We start from the raw sequence: 20,725 nt of genomic DNA, 5'->3' as shown, positions 1-20,725 counted from the left end.
AATAAAAAACTTAAGTCAACGTTTTATTGCTTTTAAAATGAAATACCCTTTTTTCTTCTCAACCGTCTCTACGGAATGAAAAAGAGTTGATAATTTTTCAATCGCAGATGGCGCCCCCTGCTTTTTTTGGATGACAACCCAAAGCTCTCCATCCTCTTTTAAACATTCAAAGCTTTGTTCAAAAATATCATGCACCACTTTTTTACCCGCTCGAATAGGTGGATTCGTCATAATTGCAGCAAACTTATGTCCATCAATACTTTCTAAGCGATCACTTTCATAGATTTGAATATTTTGGACACGGTTGTTCTTAGCATTATCCTTCGCAAGCTCCAGAGCTCTCAAATTAATATCCACCATATGAACGATTCGATCTTGATTATGCTTCGCAATCGAAATACCGATTGGGCCATATCCACACCCAACATCTAAAAAGTCTCCTTTAATATCTGGAGCTTCAAAAGCTTCCACCAGTAGTCTTGAGCCGAAATCAACCTCTTTTTTAGAAAAAACGCCATTATCAGTTTTAAATCGAAAGGAGGTTCCCTTCAACACAAAGTCCCAGTAACTAGGGTTGCTATCAACTTGTTGCGTACGAGAATAATAATGATCAGCCATATAATCACCTCCATCGGGGAAAAACTGAGAAGAATCTTGAGGATTAACGAATAGAAGAATCGTTGTTTGATGCTTTATTCTTGCGAAACGACTATTATTTGAATCGAATTATAAAGGATTTTTTTCTAAAAAGCAAAGTACTCGTACTATGATTTTTATAATTAGAAAAAGCTCGCTATACAGCGAGCTTTTTCCCAACGGCATTACTTAACTTCAACGCCAGCTCCAACTTCTTCAAGCTTAGCTTTAACTTCTTCAGCTTCTTCTTTAGAAACAGCTTCTTTAATTGGTTTTGGAGTGTTATCAACAAGTTCTTTTGCTTCTTTAAGTCCAAGACCTGTAATTTCACGAACTGCTTTAATAACTTTGATTTTTTGATCTCCTGCAGAAGCAAGGATAACGTCAAATTCAGTTTTCTCAGCAGCAGCTTCTCCACCAGCAGCACCTACAACAGCTACAGGAGCAGCAGCAGTAACACCAAATTCTTCTTCGATTGCTTTTACTAAGTCGTTTAATTCTAAAACAGTCATGCTTTTAACTGCTTCAATGATTTGTTCTTTAGTCATGATAAAATTTCCTCCTTATTTTTGGTTTAAAAGTTTTTATCGATCATGCGGTTGCTATATCTAACTTACGCGCCTTGTTCTTCTTTTTGATCTGCAACTGCTTTTGTAGCAAGAGCAAGGTTGCGGATAGGTGCTTGAAGAACGCTGAGTAGCATAGAAAGTAAACCTTCGCGAGATGGTAGCTCAGCAAGAGCTTTAATTTCCTCTGCAGTCGCAACGTTTCCTTCAATTACACCTGCTTTAATTTCTAATGCTTCATTCTTTTTAGCGAAGTCATTAAGAATTTTTGCAGGAGCGATTACATCTTCAACGCTGAATGCAATAGCGTTAGGACCTGTTAAAGCTTCATTTAATCCAGCTAGTTCAGCTGCTTCAGCTGCACGACGGCTTAAAGTGTTTTTATATACTTTAAATTCAACGCCTGCTTCACGAAGTTGCTTACGAAGCTCAGTCACTTCAGCTACACTAAGTCCACGGTAATCAACAACAACTGTTGATTGGCTAGCTTTTAATTTATCAGTAATTTCTGTTACGATTTGTTTCTTTTGATCAATTACACTGCTCATCCTTACACCTCCTGTTTAATTTACTCCATTTATACCGGCAATAAAAAACCTCCACATCGCGCAGACATGGAGGAAGTATACAATAGTTAATTACTAATTAACGATCAATCTATCGTATGACCTCGGTAGGAAATTAAGCCTTATGTAGGCACCTACTGTCTACGGTACAAATGTTATTTATTTTCAACAACATGATGAATTATATAAAACTCATCCTTGTTTGTCAATTATTATTTTACAACAACAGATGAAGGATCAACTTTAACCCCTGGGCTCATAGTTGAAGTAACTGAAACGTTCTTCATATAAGTACCTTTTGCAGCTGCTGGTTTAACTTTTACCAATGTATCAAAAATGGTTTTAAAGTTTTCAACAAGCTTTGTGTCTTCAAAAGAAATTTTTCCAATAGGAACATGAATATTTCCTGCTTTATCAACACGGTACTCAACTTTACCAGCTTTAATTTCATTAACAGCTTTTGTTACATCAAATGTAACTGTTCCTGTTTTAGGGTTTGGCATTAAGCCTTTAGGTCCTAAAACGCGACCAAGCTTCCCTACTTCACCCATCATGTCAGGCGTTGCAACGATTACATCGAACTCGAACCAACCTTGGTTGATTTTATTGATGAACTCTGAATCGCCAACAAAATCTGCTCCAGCAGCTTCTGCTTCTTTCGCTTTTTCGCCTTTAGCAAAAACTAAAACGCGTTGAGTTTTACCTGTTCCATTTGGAAGAACAACTGCACCACGAATTTGTTGATCTGCTTTCTTCGGATCTACACCTAAACGAAATGCTACTTCTACAGTCGCATCAAATTTTGTGAAATTAACTTTTTTTACTAGCTCAACCGCTTCTTGAAGAGGGTAAGCTTTTGTACGATCTACAAGCTTTGCAGCTTCTACATACTTTTTACCTTTTTTTGCCATGATTTTATTTCCTCCTTGATTGTGGTTTTAGCGGAATAACCTCCCACGTAGAAAAGCGCAGGCTCCTTGTCCAGCCCCGACAAGCACAAGACAAGCCTCTCACGGAAAGGTGTTCTTTACCTTTCTGGGAGGATTGGCTTGTAACCTCGAGGGGCTAAGAGCCGGAGCTAGACACTATAAAGGTTGCGAGTGTCCATATCCACGTCGCAACCTCAGGGTGAATCTTAACCATAAATGCATGGTTTAGTCTTCAATAACAATACCCATGCTGCGTGCTGTACCTTCAACCATGCGCATAGCTGCTTCAACACTTGCTGCATTTAAATCAGGCATTTTTGTTTCAGCAATCTCGCGAACTTTGTCACGCTTGACTGTTGCTACTTTATTACGGTTTGGTTCTCCAGAACCAGACTCAATTCCAGCTGCTTTTTTAAGTAAAACGGCAGCAGGAGGAGTTTTCGTAATAAATGTAAATGAACGGTCTTCAAATACCGTAATTTCAACAGGAATGATTAAGCCAGCTTGTTCAGCTGTACGAGCGTTAAATTCTTTACAAAATCCCATGATGTTCACACCGGCTTGACCTAATGCAGGACCAACTGGTGGTGCTGGATTCGCTTTCGCTGCAGGAATTTGTAATTTTACAACTTTAATTACTTTTTTAGCCACGAGACACACCTCCTTAAAGTCCGTGATGTGGTAATAGGGAATTTTCCCTCCCACTCATCTACAATAGTCTTTATATTAAAAATAAAGTACTCAACATTGTCTTGTCTCTTTGGTCGAAACATACTGACCTATGAAATAGTACCACTTTTTAATGTTTATTTCAAGTTTTTTCAGCTTATAATTTTTCAATTTGTGTAAAATCTAATTCTACTGGTGTATCACGGCCAAACATATTTACAAGAACCTTAATTTTCGATTTATCTTTATCCATTTCTTCAATAGATCCTGTAAAGTTTGCAAATGGACCTTCCTTGACCTTTACTGTTTCACCTAGCTCAAAATCGATATCCACTCTTTTCTCTTCAAAGCCCATTCTTTTTAAGATCATTTGTACTTCGTCAGGCAAAAGTGGTGTTGGTTTTGAGCCTGAACCCGCAGAGCCAACAAATCCAGTGACCCCAGGTGTATTACGGACAACATACCAAGAATCGTCCGTCATAATAATTTCAACTAGCACATAACCTGGGAATACTTTCCGTTTCAATACCTTTTTCTTACCATTTTTTATATCTGTTTCTTCTTCTTCTGGAACGACAACCCGAAAGATTTTATCTTGCATAGACATAGATTCAACCCTTTTTTCCAGGTTTGCTTTAACTTTGTTTTCATATCCAGAGTACGTATGAACAACATACCAATTCTTTTCCATTCAAGGGGACTAGACCGTCCTTCCCTCCCTGTACAATTATTTCAACATTTTTAATGAACCTTCACGATCTCATTTATCAATTTGAAACAATCAAATAATTTTCTAAACAATGAAAAAACCCGTTTCCGGGCTTAAAAGGTTTCCTGTATTATTCTCCATTATACCATGAGAACACTAGTGTTATTCAAGAATTATTCGAATAAGCTTCGAAATTCCCGTATCAACCAATGCAAAGAATAAAGCAAAGAATGTAACCGTAGCGAGAACGGTAATCGTATAGTTTGTTAGCTCCTTTCGTTTTGGCCAGCTAACCTTTCTTAATTCACGACCTACTTCACGAAAAAAATTCACGATGCGCTGCATTATTGTTACCTCCAAAATTTTCAAGAGATCTTTTTCTCTATATAAAACAGTTACTTTGTTTCACGATGAACGGTATGAGTTTGACAATTTTGACAAAACTTATTTAGTGCCAGTCTTTCATTTTCTTTCTTGCTTATGGTAGAGTAATTTCTCGAACCACATTTTTCGCAAGCTAACACAACTTTTTTTCTCACGGAAGACACCCACAATATCTACTTAATGTCCTCAAACCTTATCATGTACCATCTCTAATGTCAATGTAAGCTAGAAAAGCGGAAGGCGCCTGTAGATAGACACAACAAAAACGGGAAGCGCCTTAATCAGCCCTGAAGAAAAATGTTCTCATGATTCAAAAAGTGTTTTTCACTTTAGAGGCATGAGGCTATTTTTCACAAGGGCTAGGCGCTAGAGTTAGACACCAAGAAAAGCGGAAGCGCCTTGTTCAGTCCTGAAGAAAAATGTTCATTTGGCTCCAAAAGCGTTTTTTGCTTTTAGAGACAAAGGGTTATTTTTCACAAGGGCTAGGCGCTAGAGCTAGACACCAATTCATTCTCAAAATAATACTAGAAGGAAAATTCGCGTATCTCTAAATATCTTTCTAATTTCCTTTTTACTCTTTGCAATGCATTATCAATTGATTTAACATGTCGATTGAGTTCTTCAGATATCTCTTGGTAGGATTGACCATCTAGATAGAGCGCTAATACTTTTCTTTCTAAATCACTAAGCAGCTCTGACATCTTAACTTCAATATGATCAAATTCTTCTTGATTTATGATAAGCTCCTCAGGATCCAAGATCTTCGCACCTGAAATGACATCCATTAACGTTCGATCTGATTCTTCATCATAGATAGGCTTGTCCAACGAAACATATGAATTTAAAGGGATATGCTTTTGCCGTGTAGCCGTTTTGATTGCTGTGATAATCTGTCTAGTAATGCAAAGCTCAGCGAATGCTTTAAAAGAAGAAAGCTTATCCTCTTTAAAATCACGTATTGCCTTATATAAGCCTATCATTCCTTCTTGAACGATATCTTCTTTATCAGCTCCGATTAAAAAATAGGATCTAGCTTTTGCACGCACGAAATTACGGTATTTGTGAATTAAATAATCAAGCGCCTCACTCTCACCTTTGTGCACTAAATCAACAAGCACTTCATCTTCCATCTGAGAATAATTTTCGTTACTTTCGTTGATTTTTGTCTCGAAGTCATGACTCATACAGATCCCCCCGACCGTGCAATCATGGATAGAAATATTATACAGTAGGTATTTTTCAAGCGTCAACTATTCATTTGTTTCCTCTACGCCATTTTTCAAAAATTTCTGCCACTTCATCACTAAGCTGTATTTTAGAAACGGGCTTATTATCCCGTGTTTTCCGAACCTCTTTCTCAATTCCTTTTTCAATCATTGCCACTTCATTCAATAACTCTCTGGCAGATTTTCTCAACGCTCCCTGACCAAATATGGCCCACTGTTCTGTGAAATCAGACGTAGCTACATGAACTTGTGTTTTGATATTATTTAATTCTTGTGCGAGTTTTTCAATTCTTTCATCAGCAGTTTCATTTTCTCTCGTAAAGATGACTTCGACTTGATAGTTTTTTAGTTTCTTTTCAATCCCTTGCACATGGTAAGCATCGAAAACAATGATGACTCGATAGCCTGAATACCCTTGATATTCAGCCATTTTTTCAATTAGCCGGTCACGAGCAGCAGATAAATCCTTCTTTTTTAGCTCCACTAATTCCGGCCATGCTCCGATCATATTATACCCATCAACTATGAGGATGTTCATCCTTTATCCCTCTAGCGGATGACGTTTTCTATAAACCTCATACATTAAAAGAGCAGCTGCAACGGATGCGTTCAAGGATGTGATATGTCCTACCATCGGCATATGGATTAAGAAATCACATTTATCTCTAATCAATCGACCCATTCCTTTTCCTTCACTGCCGATTACTAATCCAAGTGGCAAAGTTCCATCAAATCTACGATAATCCTCGCTTGCTTTCGCATCCGTTCCGGCGATCCAAAGTCCTCTTTCTTTCAACTCATCAATGGTTCTTGACATATTCGTCACTCTAACCACTGGAACATGCTCGATTGCTCCAGTAGAAGCCTTGGCAACCGTTGAGGTTAATCCAACCGCTCTCCTTTTTGGAATAATAATCCCATGTGCACCAACTGCATCAGCCGTTCGCATAATTGAACCTAAATTATGGGGATCCTCGATTTCATCTAAAAGCAGGAAGAATGGCGTTTCTTGCTTCTTTTCACAAGCGGCAAATAAATCATCCAACTCAGCATACTGATAGGCAGCAACTTGTGCGACCACTCCTTGATGATTTCCTTCCACCATGGAATCGAGCTTCTTTTTTGGAACAAACTGTACAAATACATTGGAATCCTTCGCCATTCCTGTTACAACCTGCATTTGACCCCGCTGCGAGCCCTCAGCAATGAAAATTTTATTAATATCTCGATTTGATTTTAATGCCTCAATCACAGCATTTTTCCCGATAATGAAATCCTCACTCATTTAGATTCCTCCTTCCTTCTTTCTTCAATGATTTGAAAAGCGGCTGTAATCAGTTGTTCAAGCCGCTCTTTATCCTCAGCTAAATACAAATAACCAATCAATGCTTCAAAAGCTGTACTATAACGATACGTTTGAACATCTGTATTTTTCGGTATCGTTCCAGACTTTGCATTTCGCCCTCTTCTCATGATCGCTAATTCATGGTCATGAAGGATCTTATCATCAATGAGCTGATGAATAATTTTCGATTGTGCTTTAGCTGACACATATTTCGTCGCTTCACGATGCAATTGATTAGGTCTCACACTTCCATTTTGGATCAAGTGATAACGTACGTATTTTTCAAAAACGGCATCCCCCATATATGCAAGCGCAAGACTATTCAGTTGTTTCTCATCGATTTTTTCATTGTATGGAAGCATCTGTTAACCCCTTTTCCATCTTGTCCCTTGGGGCGTGTCTTCTAAAATAATATTCATGTTCTTTAATTGATCTCGGATGTCATCTGCCAGTTGGAACTCTCGATCTTTTCTTGCTTGAATCCTTTTTTCAATTAAAGCTTCTATCTCTTCATCTAGCCATTCTTCTTTTTCCAAAGATAAACCGAACACCTCAAACAGAGATGCAAACTCTTTCATAAATACCTCTATTACAGTAACAGATGTATTTTTTTCCATAAGATAGTAATTGGCTAGCTTTGATATCTCAAATAACAAGGAGATCCCATTTGCTGTGTTAAAATCATCGTCCATTGCTGTCAAAAATTCTGCATGAAGCTGATTGATTTTATTTAACCATTCCTGGTCATTTTCTGTCAGGTTAGCGCTCGCTTCTTTTCGATGGTTTAAATTTTCATAGGATGTTCTAATTCTTTCTAAGCCATTACGAGTATTTTCTAGCAGCTCTTCGCTATAGTTAATGGGATTGCGATAATGAACAGAAAGCATAAAAAACCGTAATACTTGTGGATCATGCTCTTTAATGATTTCATGCACCGTCACAAAATTCCCAAGAGATTTAGACATTTTTTCATTATCAATATTAATATACCCATTGTGCATCCAATAACGTGCGAAAGGCTTACCAGTCAGCGCCTCAGATTGTGCTATTTCATTTTCGTGATGCGGAAAAGCTAGATCTTGACCGCCAGCATGAATATCAATGGTTTCACCTAAATACTTTCTAGCCATAGCCGAGCACTCAATATGCCAGCCCGGACGCCCTTTTCCCCACGGACTATCCCAATATATTTCGCCTTCTTTTGCACTTTTCCAAAGAGCAAAATCAAGATCATCTTGCTTTTTTTCTCCAGTCGCAATACGTGCACCACTCTTGAGATCATCAATCGATTGATGAGAGAGCTTTCCGTATCCATTGAATTTTCTTGTATGATAGTAGACATCACCTTCTGATTCGTACGCATATCCTTTTTCAATCAAGGCTTGAATAAACTCAATGATAATATCCATATTTTCAGTTACTCTTGGATGTACATCTGCTTTTTTGCAGCCTAATGCGGTTACATCCTCAAAGTAAGCCTCAATAAAACGATCAGCGATGGTTGGCACATCCTCACCGAGTGTATTGGCCGCTTTAATTAATTTATCATCTACATCCGTAAAGTTTGAGACATAGGTTACATCATATCCACGAAACTCTAAATACCTTCTCACTGTATCAAATACGATAGCAGGTCGTGCATTCCCAATGTGGATATAATTATAAACTGTAGGTCCGCACACGTATATTTTTACTTTTCCCTCTTCTAGCGGAGTAAACACTTCTTTTTTTCTTGTCATCGTATTATATATTTGAATGGACATTAATATTTTCTGCTCCTTTCTTTAACGCCTCTAATTCCTCTGTAAGCCGCTTAATTTCATTTTCTAATTCCTTCAATCGATCTGCAACTGGATCAGGCAGGTCTCTATGATTCAAGTCTTTATTAACTCTTATCCCATCCTGCACCCTTACTCTTCCAGGTATTCCAACAACGGTAGAATTAGGAGGAACATCTCTAAGAACAACAGACCCAGCCCCAATTTTTGAATTTTCACCAATCGTGATGGAGCCTAGCACTTTTGCCCCGGTTGCAATTAAAGCATTATCTTTTATGGTTGGATGCCGTTTCCCTTTTTCTTTCCCTGTCCCGCCAAGAGTAACTCCTTGAAAGACTGTCACATTATTTCCAATTTCACACGTTTCACCAATCACAACGCCCATTCCATGGTCGATAAAAAAACGTCTTCCTATTTTCGCACCTGGATGAATTTCTATCCCTGTAAAAAAACGACTCATCTGAGAAACAACACGTGCCATAAAATAGAATTTCCTTTTAAATAAAGCATGTGCGACTCGATGAGCCCAAATAGCGTGTAATCCCGAATAAGTAAGGATTACTTCTAAATAACTTCTGGCCGCAGGATCTTGTTCAAATACTACATCGATATCTTCCTTTAACTTACTAAACACGCTGTCATCCCTCCTTATACTAGATGAATCTTAATATTGAAATGCACTTTTTTAAAAGCTATCAAGATAATTTAAGTAAATTCAAATTTAACTTTTCTGTCTAGCTGCAGTTTCCAGCCTCTCGATCATAAGTCCCATTACACAAGTCAATCAGGATTTTTCCGCCGCGGCTGTTCAAGGAGCTTAGCTTTTTTAATATACAAAAAGCGTCTCTGTCAATATATTGACAGAGACGCTTTCGCGCGGTTCCACTCTGTTTAGACCTATAATAGGTCCCGACTTTACCCTGTTAACGGAAGGAGTCCGCTCAAAATCTACTGAAATAACTTGTTCGAAATGAGACTCAGAGGCGCATTTTCAAAAAACGAGCGGCTTGAACCATTTTCAGCCAATGATGGTTCTCTCTTTTAAGCATCCTTTTTTTACTTTTTCCTCATCAACATTTTTATTATTAAAAATTACTATCACTATATTACATTTCCATCAATATGTTAACTAATAAGATTTTGCAGACGACTGATTACTTTTTCTTTCCCTAATAGTTGAATCGATAACTGAAGGTCTGGACCATGTGTTTGACCTGTTACAGCAACGCGAATCGGCATAAATAGCTTTTTCCCTTTTTGCCCTGTTGCTTTTTGAACAGCCTTGATAGAAGCTTTAATAGCATCGGCTTTAAAATCTTCCACAAGCTCAAATTCATGTAATAGTGTTTTTAATACTTCAGGAACTTGCTCCTCTGTTAAAACAGCTTTCGCTTCTTCATCATAATGCACATCGGTATTAAAAAACAATTGGGATAATTCGACAATTTCAGCTCCATAGCTCATTTGGTCCTGGAATAAGGAAGCAAGACTTTTCACCCATTGAGTCTCTTCTTCCGATAATTGCTCACTGACTAAACCAGCTTTAATCAAATGTGGCAGGGAAATGTCAACCAATTGATCGATATTTAGCTTCTTAATGTATTGGTTATTCATCCATGTAAGCTTATGCTGATCAAATAAAGCTGGTGATTTGGATAGTCTGCTTGGATCAAAATTTTGAATAAATTCTTCTTTTGAGTAAATTTCTTCTTCTCCAGCAGGTGACCAGCCAAGTAATGTAATAAAATTAAACAATGCTTCAGGAAGGTAGCCAAGCTCTTTATATTGTTCGATAAATTGAATAATGGTTTTATCCCGTTTACTCAATTTTTTGCGGCTTTCATTCACTATTAATGTCATATGACCAAAGATTGGGCGTTCCCAACCTAAAGCATCATAGATTAACAGCTGTTTTGGTGTATTCGAAATATGATCATCTCCACGTAGAACATGAGAAATTTTCATTATGTGGTCGTCTACAGCAACTGCAAAATTATAAGTAGGCGTTCCATCCTTCTTTACAATAACGAAGTCTCCAAATCCATCAGACTCAAAGGAAACGTGTCCTTTAACCATATCATCAAATGCCAGCACCTGTCCTTCAGGTACTTTAAAACGGATACTAGGCATTCTTCCTTCTGCCTCTAACTTTTCTTGATCCTCTTTCGATAAATGACGACATTTTCCTGAATAACGCGGCATTTCATTTTTATTTGCATATTCTTCACGTTCAGCCTCAAGCTCTTCTTCTGTACAATAGCATTTATAGGCTAGTCCTTTTTCAACAAGTTCATTGTAATATTTTTCATAAATTTCATTTCTTTCTGATTGTCGATATGGACCGTACTCACCACCAACATCTACGCTCTCATCCCAATCAAGGCCTAGCCACTTTAAATATTTAAGCTGGCTCTCTTCTCCGCCTTCAATATTTCTTTTTTGATCTGTATCCTCTATGCGGATAATAAATTTTCCGCCTCTATTACGTGCATATAAATAATTAAATAATGCAGTTCGTGCGTTTCCAATATGCAGATAGCCTGTTGGACTTGGCGCATAACGAACGCGAATATCATTTGACATTTGAATACTGCCTCCCACCAAAATTTCGTGCTCATAATGGTTTTATTTTACCACTCTGTTTTTCACATATAAAGTGAAACTTCTATCAGTGAGAGGATGCCGACATAACAAGTATGTACTAGTTTTGAAGGTAGAGCAGAATGTTAAACTTCTTCTCCCTCACTGATGGTTAGTTGAACAAATCAGGTTATTACGGGCAGTTATCCCTCCAAATTTCTCACTTCCTCGATCTCAAGTTGGGATTGTACTGCTCGTTATAACGTGATAAAGAAGATATTAAGATTCTATTTTTCTTAGTAATATTACAGCTTGAGAGGCAATACCTTCTTCTCTGCCAGTAAAACCAAGTTTTTCTGTCGTTGTTGCTTTTACATTAATTTCTTCCACTGTCGCTTCTAAAAGAACGGCAATTCTTTCCCTCATTTGTTGTATATAAGGGGACATTTTCGGCTTTTGGGCAATAACGGTACAATCTACATTGACAAGTGCATACCCTTTCTCTTTCACTAATTTCCATACTTGTTGCAATAGCTTTGCAGAATCAGCATTCTTAAAGGCAGGATCTGTATCTGGAAAGTGCTTTCCAATATCCCCTTCTCCTATTGCACCAAGACATGCATCTGCAATGGTATGTAAGAGAACATCCGCATCTGAATGACCTAATAGTCCTTTTTCATGTGGAATTTCAATACCTCCAATGATAAGAGGTCTGCCTTCAATCAATTGATGTACATCAAAGCCTTGTCCAATTCGAAACATTTCATTGCTCCTTTTTTCAGAAAAAGTTTTCTCTCTTAAAAAGAGAGGTTGCGATTTTTAAAGCGAATGATTCCCTATCAAACGATTTAATTGAGCTCTCTTTTATTCTTTCTTTTATTCACGATTGCTTCTGCAAAAAAGAGATCTTCACACGTCGTTAGTTTAATGTTATCGTAGCTTCCTGTCACAATTTCAATTTCCTTGTCAAGCCGTTCGACCAAACTAGCATCGTCCGTACCTAAAAACTGATCTGCAAATGCTTTTTGATGGGCTTCAGCTAACAAGGACATACGAAAAGCTTGTGGGGTTTGTACAGCCCACAAGCTAGAACGATCAATCGTTTCTGCTACTTTATTGTCTATCACTTTTTTTATTGTATCTTTTACTTGAACAGCCAATACTGCCGCACCCTTATGTTTAGCTGCTAAAACCAACTGATAAATATGATCTGACTGAACAAATGGTCTTGCTGCGTCATGCACTAACACTAATTCATCCTCTTGTATCAGTTGGACTGCATTATAAACACTATGCTGCCTTTCTGCTCCTCCGATTACAAATTGTATATTTTTTTGAAAATGATGTTTTTGGATTAACCTTTCCAATTCTTCTTTATCACGAGTATTTATCACAATCCACATCTTCTTACATTGATTATCTTTTTCAAAAACACGTAAAGTGTGAATGATGATGGGTATCCCATCTAAATTAAGAAAAACTTTATTTTTCCCTGCTCCCATTCGTTTCCCTTGCCCAGCCGCAAGAATAATGACTTCATAAGCCATATACAAACTCCTATCCTATTACAATGCTTTTTCTAATAATTTCGGTTTTGCAAAAATCATTCTTCCCGCAGAGGTTTGCAGTACACTGGTTACAAGAACATCAATGTGCTTTCCAATGTAATTACGGCCTTCTTCGACGACTATCATCGTACCATCATCTAAATAAGCCACTCCCTGATTATGTTCTTTGCCATCTTTAATCACTTGAACATTCATTTCTTCTCCAGGAAGTACAACAGGCTTCACTGCATTTGCCAAATCATTGATATTTAATACTTCAACTTTCTGCAGTTCACATACTTTATTTAAATTAAAGTCATTTGTTACAACGACCCCATTTGTCAATTTAGCTAGCTTCACTAGTTTGCTATCTACTTCTTGGATTTCTTCAAAGTCACCTTCATAAATCTCTACTTTAATCGCAAGCTCCTTTTGAATTCGGTTTAAGATATCTAAACCTCTTCGCCCTCTATTTCTTTTTAAAACGTCAGAAGAATCTGCAATATGCTGCAGCTCTTCTAAAACGAATTGAGGGATGACTATCGTTCCTTCTAAAAAACCAGTTTGGCATATATCTGCAATTCTCCCATCAATAATAACACTTGTGTCGAGAATTTTTAACTGGCTGTTTTGTATTTTATCAGCTTCATCTTCGCCTGATTTTTTCTTCCGACTAGAAAATAAGCCTAAAAGTTCATCTCTCTTTTTAAATCCTACTTGAAAACCTAAATATCCAAAAAGAAGGGTTAATAAGATAGGTGCTACAGTGTTGAGAATAGGCACCTCTATCGCTGTTAGAGCAAAGCCTATTAAAAAAGCAAGAAGCAGCCCAAAGGCAAGACCGACACTGCCAAATATAATATCTGTGATCGGTGCTTTCACAAGAGATTCCTCTACCCATTTTACACAATTAACGATAAAATCAACCGCCCAAAAAGTAATAAGATAAAAGATAATAGCACCTAAAATGGCGGACACATAAGGGTTATTTAATAATTGAATATTATCCAGCGTTACCAGTTTCAATAAATCTGGCAACAAAAATATACCGAGGGTTCCTCCTATAATGAGAAAACATACTTGCACTATACGATTCAACATCCCCTTCACCTCCTTTTATTCATTATAAACAAATTCCCCAAATTGAAACCTATTATTACACATAAATTTGTGATTGTAATGAAAACGTTATATTTTAAAAAATTGGCAAATAACCAATGACTGCTCATACACTTATTGCTAAAGCAGTTTTATTCCATTTTATGATGATCACCACTTGATCTAAATAAATGTAAATGCATAATAACTATGCAAAATATTGTCTAATCAGTTCTAGGTTAGCACCCAGATTGTTTAGTGTCAAATAATTAAACCTTACATTTTATCATAGTTAATGTAACCCTTCAATATTCTTTTTTAATCGACAAGCTCCTTATACGATTGCATTTTCCTTTTATTAACAGATATTACTCTACTAATGCTGCTTTCAATGCTTCGCTAACAGATGCAACCCCGATTAACTGTATTCCTGATGGTGCCTTCCAACCACTAAGATTATTTGCAGGAAGTATTACTCTTTCAAAGCCAAGCTTTACAGCTTCTTGAACTCTCTGTTCAATTCTAGAAACTCTTCTTACCTCACCCGTTAAACCAACCTCACCAATGATACAGTCAGTAGGACGGGTAGGCTTGTCCCGAAAGCTTGAAGCAATACTGACAGCAATCGCTAAATCAATGGCAGGCTCATCTAACTTCACACCACCCGCAACCTTTAAGTACGCATCCTGATTTTGAAGCAGCATTCCTACTCTTTTTTCTAATACAGCCATTAATAGTGGTACGCGATTGTGATCAATTCCAGTCGCCATTCTTCTTGGATTTCCAAAGCTTGTTGGAGAAATCAATGCTTGAATTTCAACTAGCACGGGACGAGTGCCCTCCATTGAAGCCACTACGGTTGACCCTGCCGCTCCTTGTGATCGCTCCTCTAAAAAAATTTCGGATGGATTTTCAACTTCTTCAAGTCCAAATTCTTTCATTTCAAATATGCCCATTTCATTTGTCGAACCAAAGCGATTTTTAACGGCTCGGAGAATTCGATATGTATGATGTCGTTCTCCTTCGAAATATAGAACGGTATCAACCATATGTTCTAGTATTCTAGGTCCAGCAATTGAACCTTCTTTTGTCACATGACCCACAATAAAGATGGCAATCCCTTTTGTTTTCGCTATTCTCATCAGCTCTGCTGTACATTCTCGAACTTGGGAAACACTTCCCTGCGCAGATGTAATTTCAGGGTGAAACACAGTTTGAATCGAATCAATAATGACAAAGTTTGGATTTGTTGCATCAATGGTACGGCTTATCTCCTCTAAATTTGTTTCCGAATAGACAAATAAGTGTTCTGATTGAACGCCTAATCGATCTGCTCTTAGCTTCGTTTGTCTAAGGGACTCCTCTCCTGATATGTATAGCACCAAATGCTTTTTAACAGCTAATTGAGATGAAACTTGTAAAAGGAGAGTAGACTTTCCAATCCCAGGATCTCCTCCAATTAAGACTAAAGATCCTTTTACTACACCTCCGCCTAACACACGATTTAACTCTACTAAATCAGTGAGAATACGCGGTTCACTCACATTCTCAATGGTCGTTATTGGGGTCGGTTTTGAACGAATGCCAGATTCCTGAGTATGCAAAAAAGCCCCTCTTCTTCCTGGTGCAGCTTTTTCCACTTCTTCAACCATCGTATTCCATTGACCACAGCCAGGACATTTCCCCATCCATTTTGGTGACTCATAACCGCAATCGTTACATAAAAATTTTGTTTTCCTTTTTGCCATTAATCAAACCATTCCTTTTAATTTAAAATAGGTACACGGCTGTAAAATACCGTGTACCTTTATCGTTAAATCTAATTACTTTTGTAGATTTGGCTCTGCGCTTGCTTCAGCTAATTGAACTACAAATTCACCCTTTTCAACATCAATGACAATGTTTTGACCGGTTAATACAGTTCCTTTTAGCAGCTCTTCTGACAAACGATCTTCAATATGTTTTTGGATCGCCCGACGCAATGGTCGAGCACCATACTCTGGATCATAGCCTTCATCCGCAATTTTTTCCATTGCATTTCCGGTTAATGTTAGATCGATATCTTGCTCTTTTAACCGTTTTGTTAATTGATCCGACATAAGTGAAACAATTTGCTTTAAGTGCTTTTTCTCTAAAGCATGGAAAACAATGATCTCATCAATACGATTTAGGAATTCAGGTCGGAAGGCTCTCTTTAGCTCCTCCATCACTTTCCCTTTCATATCTTTATAGTCTTGATCTCCATCTTGGATATTAAAGCCAACATATTTATTTCGTTTTAATGCTTGTGCCCCAACATTTGATGTCATGATAAGAACAGTATTTCTGAAATCAACGGTTCTTCCTTTTGAATCGGTTAATCGACCATCCTCTAATACTTGCAATAAAATGTTGAATACATCTGGATGTGCCTTTTCTATTTCGTCTAATAGAACCACTGAGTAAGGCTTTCTTCGTACTTTTTCCGTTAATTGTCCACCTTCCTCATACCCTACATATCCTGGCGGTGATCCTACAAGCCTTGATGTTGAATGCTTTTCCATGTATTCTGACATATCAATACGAATCATTGCATCCTCATCGCCAAACATTACTTCGGCTAATGCTCGCGCTAGCTCTGTTTTACCAACACCTGTTGGACCTAAGAAAATAAACGAACCAATTGGACGTTTTGGATCTTTCAATCCAGCTCTTGCACGGCGAACAGCTTTCGAAATAGCCTTAACCGCTTCTTCTTGACCGATAACTCTTGAATGTAAAATTTCTTCTAGCTTAAGCAATTTTTCTGTTTCAGTTTGAGCGAGCTTAGAAACTGGAATACCCGTCCAGCTAGATACAACATGAGCAATATCTTCTACTGTCACCTCTGTATTTTCTTGGCCCTGCTTTTCTTTCCAATTCTTTTTCGTTTCTTCTAGCTTTTCACGAAGCCTTTGCTCTGAGTCTCTTAAAGAAGCTGCCTTTTCAAATTCCTGACTTTGTACAGCTGCATCTTTTTCCTTACGAACAACCTCAAGCTTTAACTCAAGCTCTTTTAAATTTGGTGGTGTTGTGTAAGATCTTAAACGTACCTTTGAACCAGCTTCATCGATTAAATCAATGGCTTTATCTGGTAAAAATCGATCTGATATATAACGATCAGATAATTTTACAGCAGCTTCAATTGCTTCATCTGTAATAGAAACGCGATGATGTGCTTCATAACGATCGCGTAATCCTTTAAGAATTTGGACTGATTCTTCTGATGATGGCTCATCAACCATGATCGGTTGGAAACGTCTTTCTAAAGCAGCATCTTTTTCAATATACTTTCTGTACTCATCTAAAGTTGTTGCTCCGATGCATTGAAGTTCTCCACGAGCAAGAGAAGGTTTTAAAATATTAGAAGCATCAATAGCACCTTCTGCTCCACCGGCACCTATTAATGTGTGAAGTTCGTCGATAAACAAGATAATATTTCCAGCTTGACGAATTTCATCCATTACTTTCTTTAGACGATCCTCAAACTCACCACGATATTTGGTTCCTGCTACAACTGTTCCCATATCCAAGGTCATAACACGTTTATCTCGAAGAATTTCAGGAACTTCGTTATTTACAATTTGTTGTGCAAGTCCTTCGGCAATCGCTGTTTTACCGACACCCGGCTCCCCAATCAATACTGGATTATTTTTCGTTCTACGGCTTAACACTTCGATCACACGCTGAATTTCTTTGCTGCGGCCAATGACTGGGTCAAGACTCCCTTCTCTTGCAATTGCGGTTAAATCTCTTGCTAAACTATCCAACGTAGGTGTATTTGCGTTCGCAGCTGCACCGCCTTGATGATTTCCTGATTCATTGCTTCCTAGCAACTGAAGTACTTGTTGACGAGCCTTATTGAGACTAACACCAAGGTTATTTAGAACTCTTGCTGCAACTCCTTCTCCTTCACGAATGAGACCTAATAAAATATGCTCTGTACCTACATATGAATGACCTAACTTCCTTGCTTCATCCATAGATAGTTCAATTACTTTCTTTGCTCTCGGTGTATAATGGATGGTCTGAGATGCATCTTGGCCAACCCCAATTAAATTCTCAACTTCTTTTTGAATTTTTTCAGAACCAAGACCTAAAGCATATAACGCTTTTGCTGCAATGCCTTCCCCTTCTCTTACAAGTCCTAGTAATACGTGTTCCGTGCCAATATTATTATGACCTAATCGAATGGCTTCCTCTTGGGCTAATGCTAATACCTTCTGTGCTCTTTCTGTAAATCGACCAAACATCATTTTCTCATCCTCCTTGTTTGCTATTTATCCAATTTCATTCTTTCCCTAATTAAAGTTGCTCTTCGAATATCTCTTTCATTTGGCCTCAATGGACCACCAGCATACTGCTGTAAAAAACCTGGCTGTGTAAGGATCATTAATTCATTTAATATATTTTTGGGAACACTATTTATATATCCCATATCAATCCCAAGCTTTACATCAGATAAACAGCGAGCTGCTTCCTTTGTTTCAATAATTCGACTATTGCACAAAATGCCATAAGAACGATATATTCTGTCCTCTAATTGTATATTAGAAGTCTTTTCTAATGCTTCTCGTGCTGATCTTTCCTGGGTAATTAATTGATCTACAACACTTTTTAGGTCTTCTACAATGTCTTGTTCTGACTTTCCTAATGTAATCTGGTTGGAAACTTGAAATATATTACCTAAAGCTTCGCTGCCTTCCCCATAAATTCCTCTAACGACTAGCCCTAGTTGATTAATTGCAGGAATAATCCGACTTATTTGCTCCGTTAGTACTAATCCTGGCAAATGCATCATGACTGATGCTCTTAATCCAGTACCAACATTTGTTGGACAGCTTGTTAAATATCCAACCTTTTCATCAAATGCATAATCTATTTCCTCCTCAAACCAATCATCAATTTCGTTTGCCAAGCTTAAAGCTTCGAATAATTGGAAGCCAGGAAATAGACACTGTATACGAATATGATCTTCTTCGTTAATCATAATACTTGCTTCTTCATTTACTGATAATAAACAAGCTCCGAACGGAGAATCCTCTGCAAGAAGAGGGCTAATTAAGTGCTTTTCAACTAATACTCTTTTTTGAAGAGGTTGCAGCTCATCCATAATTAACATCTCTAGGCTGCCATCAAATTTTGAGAAGGATTTTTCTTTTATTCTATTCTTGATCGTCTGAATAACTTCCTTTGCTTCCTCATTGGAAAAAAGAATAGGAAATTTATACTGATTAATATTGCGTGCAAGACGAATGCGGGAGCTTAATACAATATCGGCATCAGGTCCCTCAGAACTCATCCATGAACTTACTGCTTGATTAATAAATCGTTCCAGTGACAACCTATGCACCTCCCTCTTCACTTCCATTTAGTTTTTTCTCCAATGATCGAATCTCATCCCTTATTTGCGCAGCATGTTCAAACTCTTCTTGTACAATCAATTCTTTTAAACTTAACTTTAATTGGGCAATATTCTTTTGAATATGTATATTGCCACCAATCCTTTTCGGTACCTTTCCATTATGACTCCAATTTCCGCTATGCAAACGTCTTAAAATAGGCTTTAATCGATCTTTAAAAGTTGCATAACAATGGGCACAGCCAAATCGACCGATTTTAATAAATTGTTGAAAGGTCATGGAACAGTTTGGACATTGTAATATTTCTGGATTTTGAAATGTCTCTTGTTTTTGTTGAAAATTTGTCTCTATATTCAGCAAACCAGCTAATAAATTATTTATAGAATAGCCCGAACCGCCATTTAATAAAAATAATTCGCCTTTTTCTTGAGCACATTTTTCACAAAGATGAAACTCTGTTTTTTCTCCACTAATTATTTTAGTAAAATGAAGGGTGGCCGGTCTTTGATTACATTCTTCACAAATCATGTTATCACCTCTTTAGCTGCTGAAATTTATTTATATTTTAAGGTAATCAGCATAGCTTTTAGCACTCTAGCACGCAATTCATCACGAAGCGGCAATTCAATGCATAAAACTGATCGATCTATTACACTTAGCATGATTTTTGCTTCCCTTTTTGTTATAACCTCTTCCTCTATTAAACGATAAATAACATCTTCAGCACTGCTCTGGGGAATGCGATGTTGAATTAAGGATATTAATTGATCGATTAGATGAGCATGATCATAAGATTTAACCTTCATAATGCGAATATAACCGCCTCCACCGCGTTTACTCTCAACGATATATCCTCTTTCAATTGTAAAGCGAGTATTGATCACATAATTAATTTGTGATGGTACACATTCAAATTTGTCTGCAACCTCACTTCTTTTTATCTCTACAATTTCTCGCTCGCTCATTTCTAATACCTTCTTCAAGTAATTTTCAATTATATCCGATATATTTCTCATCATGCCACCCCCTATCTGACTTTGACTATATTTGACGTAAATTATACATGAAATTAAACTCGTTTTGCAATGAAACAGACTTTAATAATTTTACCATTTTAGTCTAACAGGTAAACATGGAGGTCTAAATAAATGAATTCAATTCGGATGAAAGCGCCCACTTGACTCATTTTATCATCGACTTCTCTTTCTCTAAACACAACAAAAAAGAGCACCTGATCCAGATGCTCTTTTTTGTTGCCTAGCGACGTCCTACTCTCACAGGGGGAGAGCCCCCAACTACCATCGGCGCTGA

General features: G+C 37.5%; 24 protein-coding genes and 2 other annotated features. All 24 genes read right to left on the bottom strand.

Annotated features, from left to right (window positions below; genetic code table 11):
* Positions 1-15: 15 nt before the first annotated feature.
* On the bottom strand, positions 16-618 hold the full coding sequence (locus tag FDO66_RS18295) for a class I SAM-dependent methyltransferase (protein WP_141434107.1): 603 nt from the start codon (positions 616-618) through the stop codon (positions 16-18).
* 203 nt (positions 619-821) lie between these two features.
* On the bottom strand, positions 822-1,184 hold the full coding sequence (gene rplL / locus FDO66_RS18290) for a 50S ribosomal protein L7/L12 (protein WP_141434106.1): 363 nt from the start codon (positions 1,182-1,184) through the stop codon (positions 822-824).
* Between the two features lie 65 nt (positions 1,185-1,249).
* Complete coding sequence (rplJ, locus tag FDO66_RS18285) at positions 1,250-1,750, bottom strand: 50S ribosomal protein L10 (protein WP_141434105.1); 501 nt, start codon at positions 1,748-1,750, stop codon at positions 1,250-1,252.
* Between the two features lie 33 nt (positions 1,751-1,783).
* Positions 1,784-1,933, bottom strand: a sequence feature (ribosomal protein L10 leader region).
* Positions 1,934-1,980: 47 nt separating this feature from the next.
* A complete protein-coding gene (gene rplA / locus FDO66_RS18280; RefSeq protein ID WP_141434104.1) occupies positions 1,981-2,679 on the bottom strand; it encodes a 50S ribosomal protein L1 in 699 nt (232 codons plus the stop codon).
* Between the two features lie 243 nt (positions 2,680-2,922).
* Positions 2,923-3,348, bottom strand: coding sequence for a 50S ribosomal protein L11 (gene rplK, locus FDO66_RS18275; protein WP_141434103.1), 426 nt, complete (start codon positions 3,346-3,348; stop codon positions 2,923-2,925).
* Between the two features lie 175 nt (positions 3,349-3,523).
* Positions 3,524-4,057 carry a transcription termination/antitermination protein NusG gene (gene nusG / locus FDO66_RS18270; protein ID WP_141434102.1) on the bottom strand — a complete coding sequence of 178 codons (534 nt, stop codon included), beginning with the start codon at positions 4,055-4,057 and terminating at the stop codon, positions 3,524-3,526.
* A gap of 180 nt (positions 4,058-4,237) precedes the next feature.
* Positions 4,238-4,420 (bottom strand): preprotein translocase subunit SecE, encoded by a 183-nt coding sequence (secE, locus tag FDO66_RS18265; protein ID WP_141434101.1) that lies wholly within the window; start codon positions 4,418-4,420, stop codon positions 4,238-4,240.
* Between the two features lie 50 nt (positions 4,421-4,470).
* Positions 4,471-4,599, bottom strand: coding sequence for a 50S ribosomal protein L33 (rpmG, locus tag FDO66_RS18260; RefSeq protein ID WP_395939813.1), 129 nt, complete (start codon positions 4,597-4,599; stop codon positions 4,471-4,473).
* Between the two features lie 384 nt (positions 4,600-4,983).
* A complete protein-coding gene (gene sigH, locus FDO66_RS18255; protein ID WP_141434099.1) occupies positions 4,984-5,643 on the bottom strand; it encodes an RNA polymerase sporulation sigma factor SigH in 660 nt (219 codons plus the stop codon).
* Positions 5,644-5,713: 70 nt separating this feature from the next.
* On the bottom strand, positions 5,714-6,223 hold the full coding sequence (locus tag FDO66_RS18250; RefSeq protein ID WP_141434098.1) for an NYN domain-containing protein: 510 nt from the start codon (positions 6,221-6,223) through the stop codon (positions 5,714-5,716).
* Between the two features lie 3 nt (positions 6,224-6,226).
* A complete protein-coding gene (gene rlmB, locus FDO66_RS18245) occupies positions 6,227-6,970 on the bottom strand; it encodes a 23S rRNA (guanosine(2251)-2'-O)-methyltransferase RlmB (RefSeq protein ID WP_141434097.1) in 744 nt (247 codons plus the stop codon).
* Entirely contained in the window at positions 6,967-7,392 is a 426-nt protein-coding gene (locus tag FDO66_RS18240; protein WP_141434096.1) for a Mini-ribonuclease 3, read from the bottom strand. Before FDO66_RS18240 ends, rlmB begins: the two co-directional genes overlap by 4 nt.
* Before the next feature lie 3 nt (positions 7,393-7,395).
* A complete protein-coding gene (gene cysS / locus FDO66_RS18235; RefSeq protein ID WP_141434095.1) occupies positions 7,396-8,793 on the bottom strand; it encodes a cysteine--tRNA ligase in 1,398 nt (465 codons plus the stop codon).
* The gene (cysE, locus tag FDO66_RS18230) at positions 8,774-9,460 is read right to left on the bottom strand and encodes a serine O-acetyltransferase (RefSeq protein WP_141434094.1); all 687 of its coding nucleotides are present in this window, start codon (positions 9,458-9,460) and stop codon (positions 8,774-8,776) included. Before cysE ends, cysS begins: the two co-directional genes overlap by 20 nt.
* A gap of 207 nt (positions 9,461-9,667) precedes the next feature.
* Positions 9,668-9,891: a binding site (T-box leader), on the bottom strand.
* Positions 9,892-9,933: 42 nt separating this feature from the next.
* Entirely contained in the window at positions 9,934-11,391 is a 1,458-nt protein-coding gene (gene gltX / locus FDO66_RS18225) for a glutamate--tRNA ligase (RefSeq protein WP_141434093.1), read from the bottom strand.
* Positions 11,392-11,667: 276 nt separating this feature from the next.
* The gene (gene ispF / locus FDO66_RS18220) at positions 11,668-12,150 is read right to left on the bottom strand and encodes a 2-C-methyl-D-erythritol 2,4-cyclodiphosphate synthase (RefSeq protein WP_141434092.1); all 483 of its coding nucleotides are present in this window, start codon (positions 12,148-12,150) and stop codon (positions 11,668-11,670) included.
* Positions 12,151-12,236: 86 nt separating this feature from the next.
* Positions 12,237-12,935, bottom strand: coding sequence for a 2-C-methyl-D-erythritol 4-phosphate cytidylyltransferase (gene ispD, locus FDO66_RS18215; protein WP_141434091.1), 699 nt, complete (start codon positions 12,933-12,935; stop codon positions 12,237-12,239).
* Between the two features lie 18 nt (positions 12,936-12,953).
* Positions 12,954-14,036, bottom strand: coding sequence for a PIN/TRAM domain-containing protein (locus FDO66_RS18210; RefSeq protein WP_141434090.1), 1,083 nt, complete (start codon positions 14,034-14,036; stop codon positions 12,954-12,956).
* Positions 14,037-14,401: 365 nt separating this feature from the next.
* A complete protein-coding gene (gene radA / locus FDO66_RS18205; RefSeq protein WP_141434089.1) occupies positions 14,402-15,781 on the bottom strand; it encodes a DNA repair protein RadA in 1,380 nt (459 codons plus the stop codon).
* A gap of 75 nt (positions 15,782-15,856) precedes the next feature.
* Positions 15,857-18,307 (bottom strand): ATP-dependent protease ATP-binding subunit ClpC, encoded by a 2,451-nt coding sequence (clpC, locus tag FDO66_RS18200; protein WP_141434088.1) that lies wholly within the window; start codon positions 18,305-18,307, stop codon positions 15,857-15,859.
* A 20-nt stretch (positions 18,308-18,327) separates the two neighbouring features.
* Positions 18,328-19,395, bottom strand: a complete 1,068-nt coding sequence (gene mcsB, locus FDO66_RS18195) for a protein-arginine kinase McsB (protein ID WP_141434087.1) — start codon at positions 19,393-19,395, stop codon at positions 18,328-18,330.
* Between the two features lies 1 nt (position 19,396).
* Positions 19,397-19,942: a protein-arginine kinase activator protein McsA gene (mcsA, locus tag FDO66_RS18190; RefSeq protein WP_141434086.1), complete on the bottom strand. Its 546-nt coding sequence runs from the start codon at positions 19,940-19,942 to the stop codon at positions 19,397-19,399.
* A 26-nt stretch (positions 19,943-19,968) separates the two neighbouring features.
* Positions 19,969-20,430, bottom strand: a complete 462-nt coding sequence (locus FDO66_RS18185) for a CtsR family transcriptional regulator (protein ID WP_141434085.1) — start codon at positions 20,428-20,430, stop codon at positions 19,969-19,971.
* A 98-nt stretch (positions 20,431-20,528) separates the two neighbouring features.
* On the bottom strand, positions 20,529-20,725 hold a 197-nt coding region (locus FDO66_RS21130), incomplete at its 5' end, for a hypothetical protein (RefSeq protein ID WP_220095186.1).

Origin of the sequence: Bacillus sp. 03113 (assembly GCF_006546985.1) — a bacterium.
Lineage (GTDB): Bacteria > Bacillota > Bacilli > Bacillales > Cytobacillaceae > VATK01.
The sequence above is the reverse complement of the archived record's forward strand: the minus strand, read 5'-3'. Positions and strand labels throughout refer to the sequence as shown.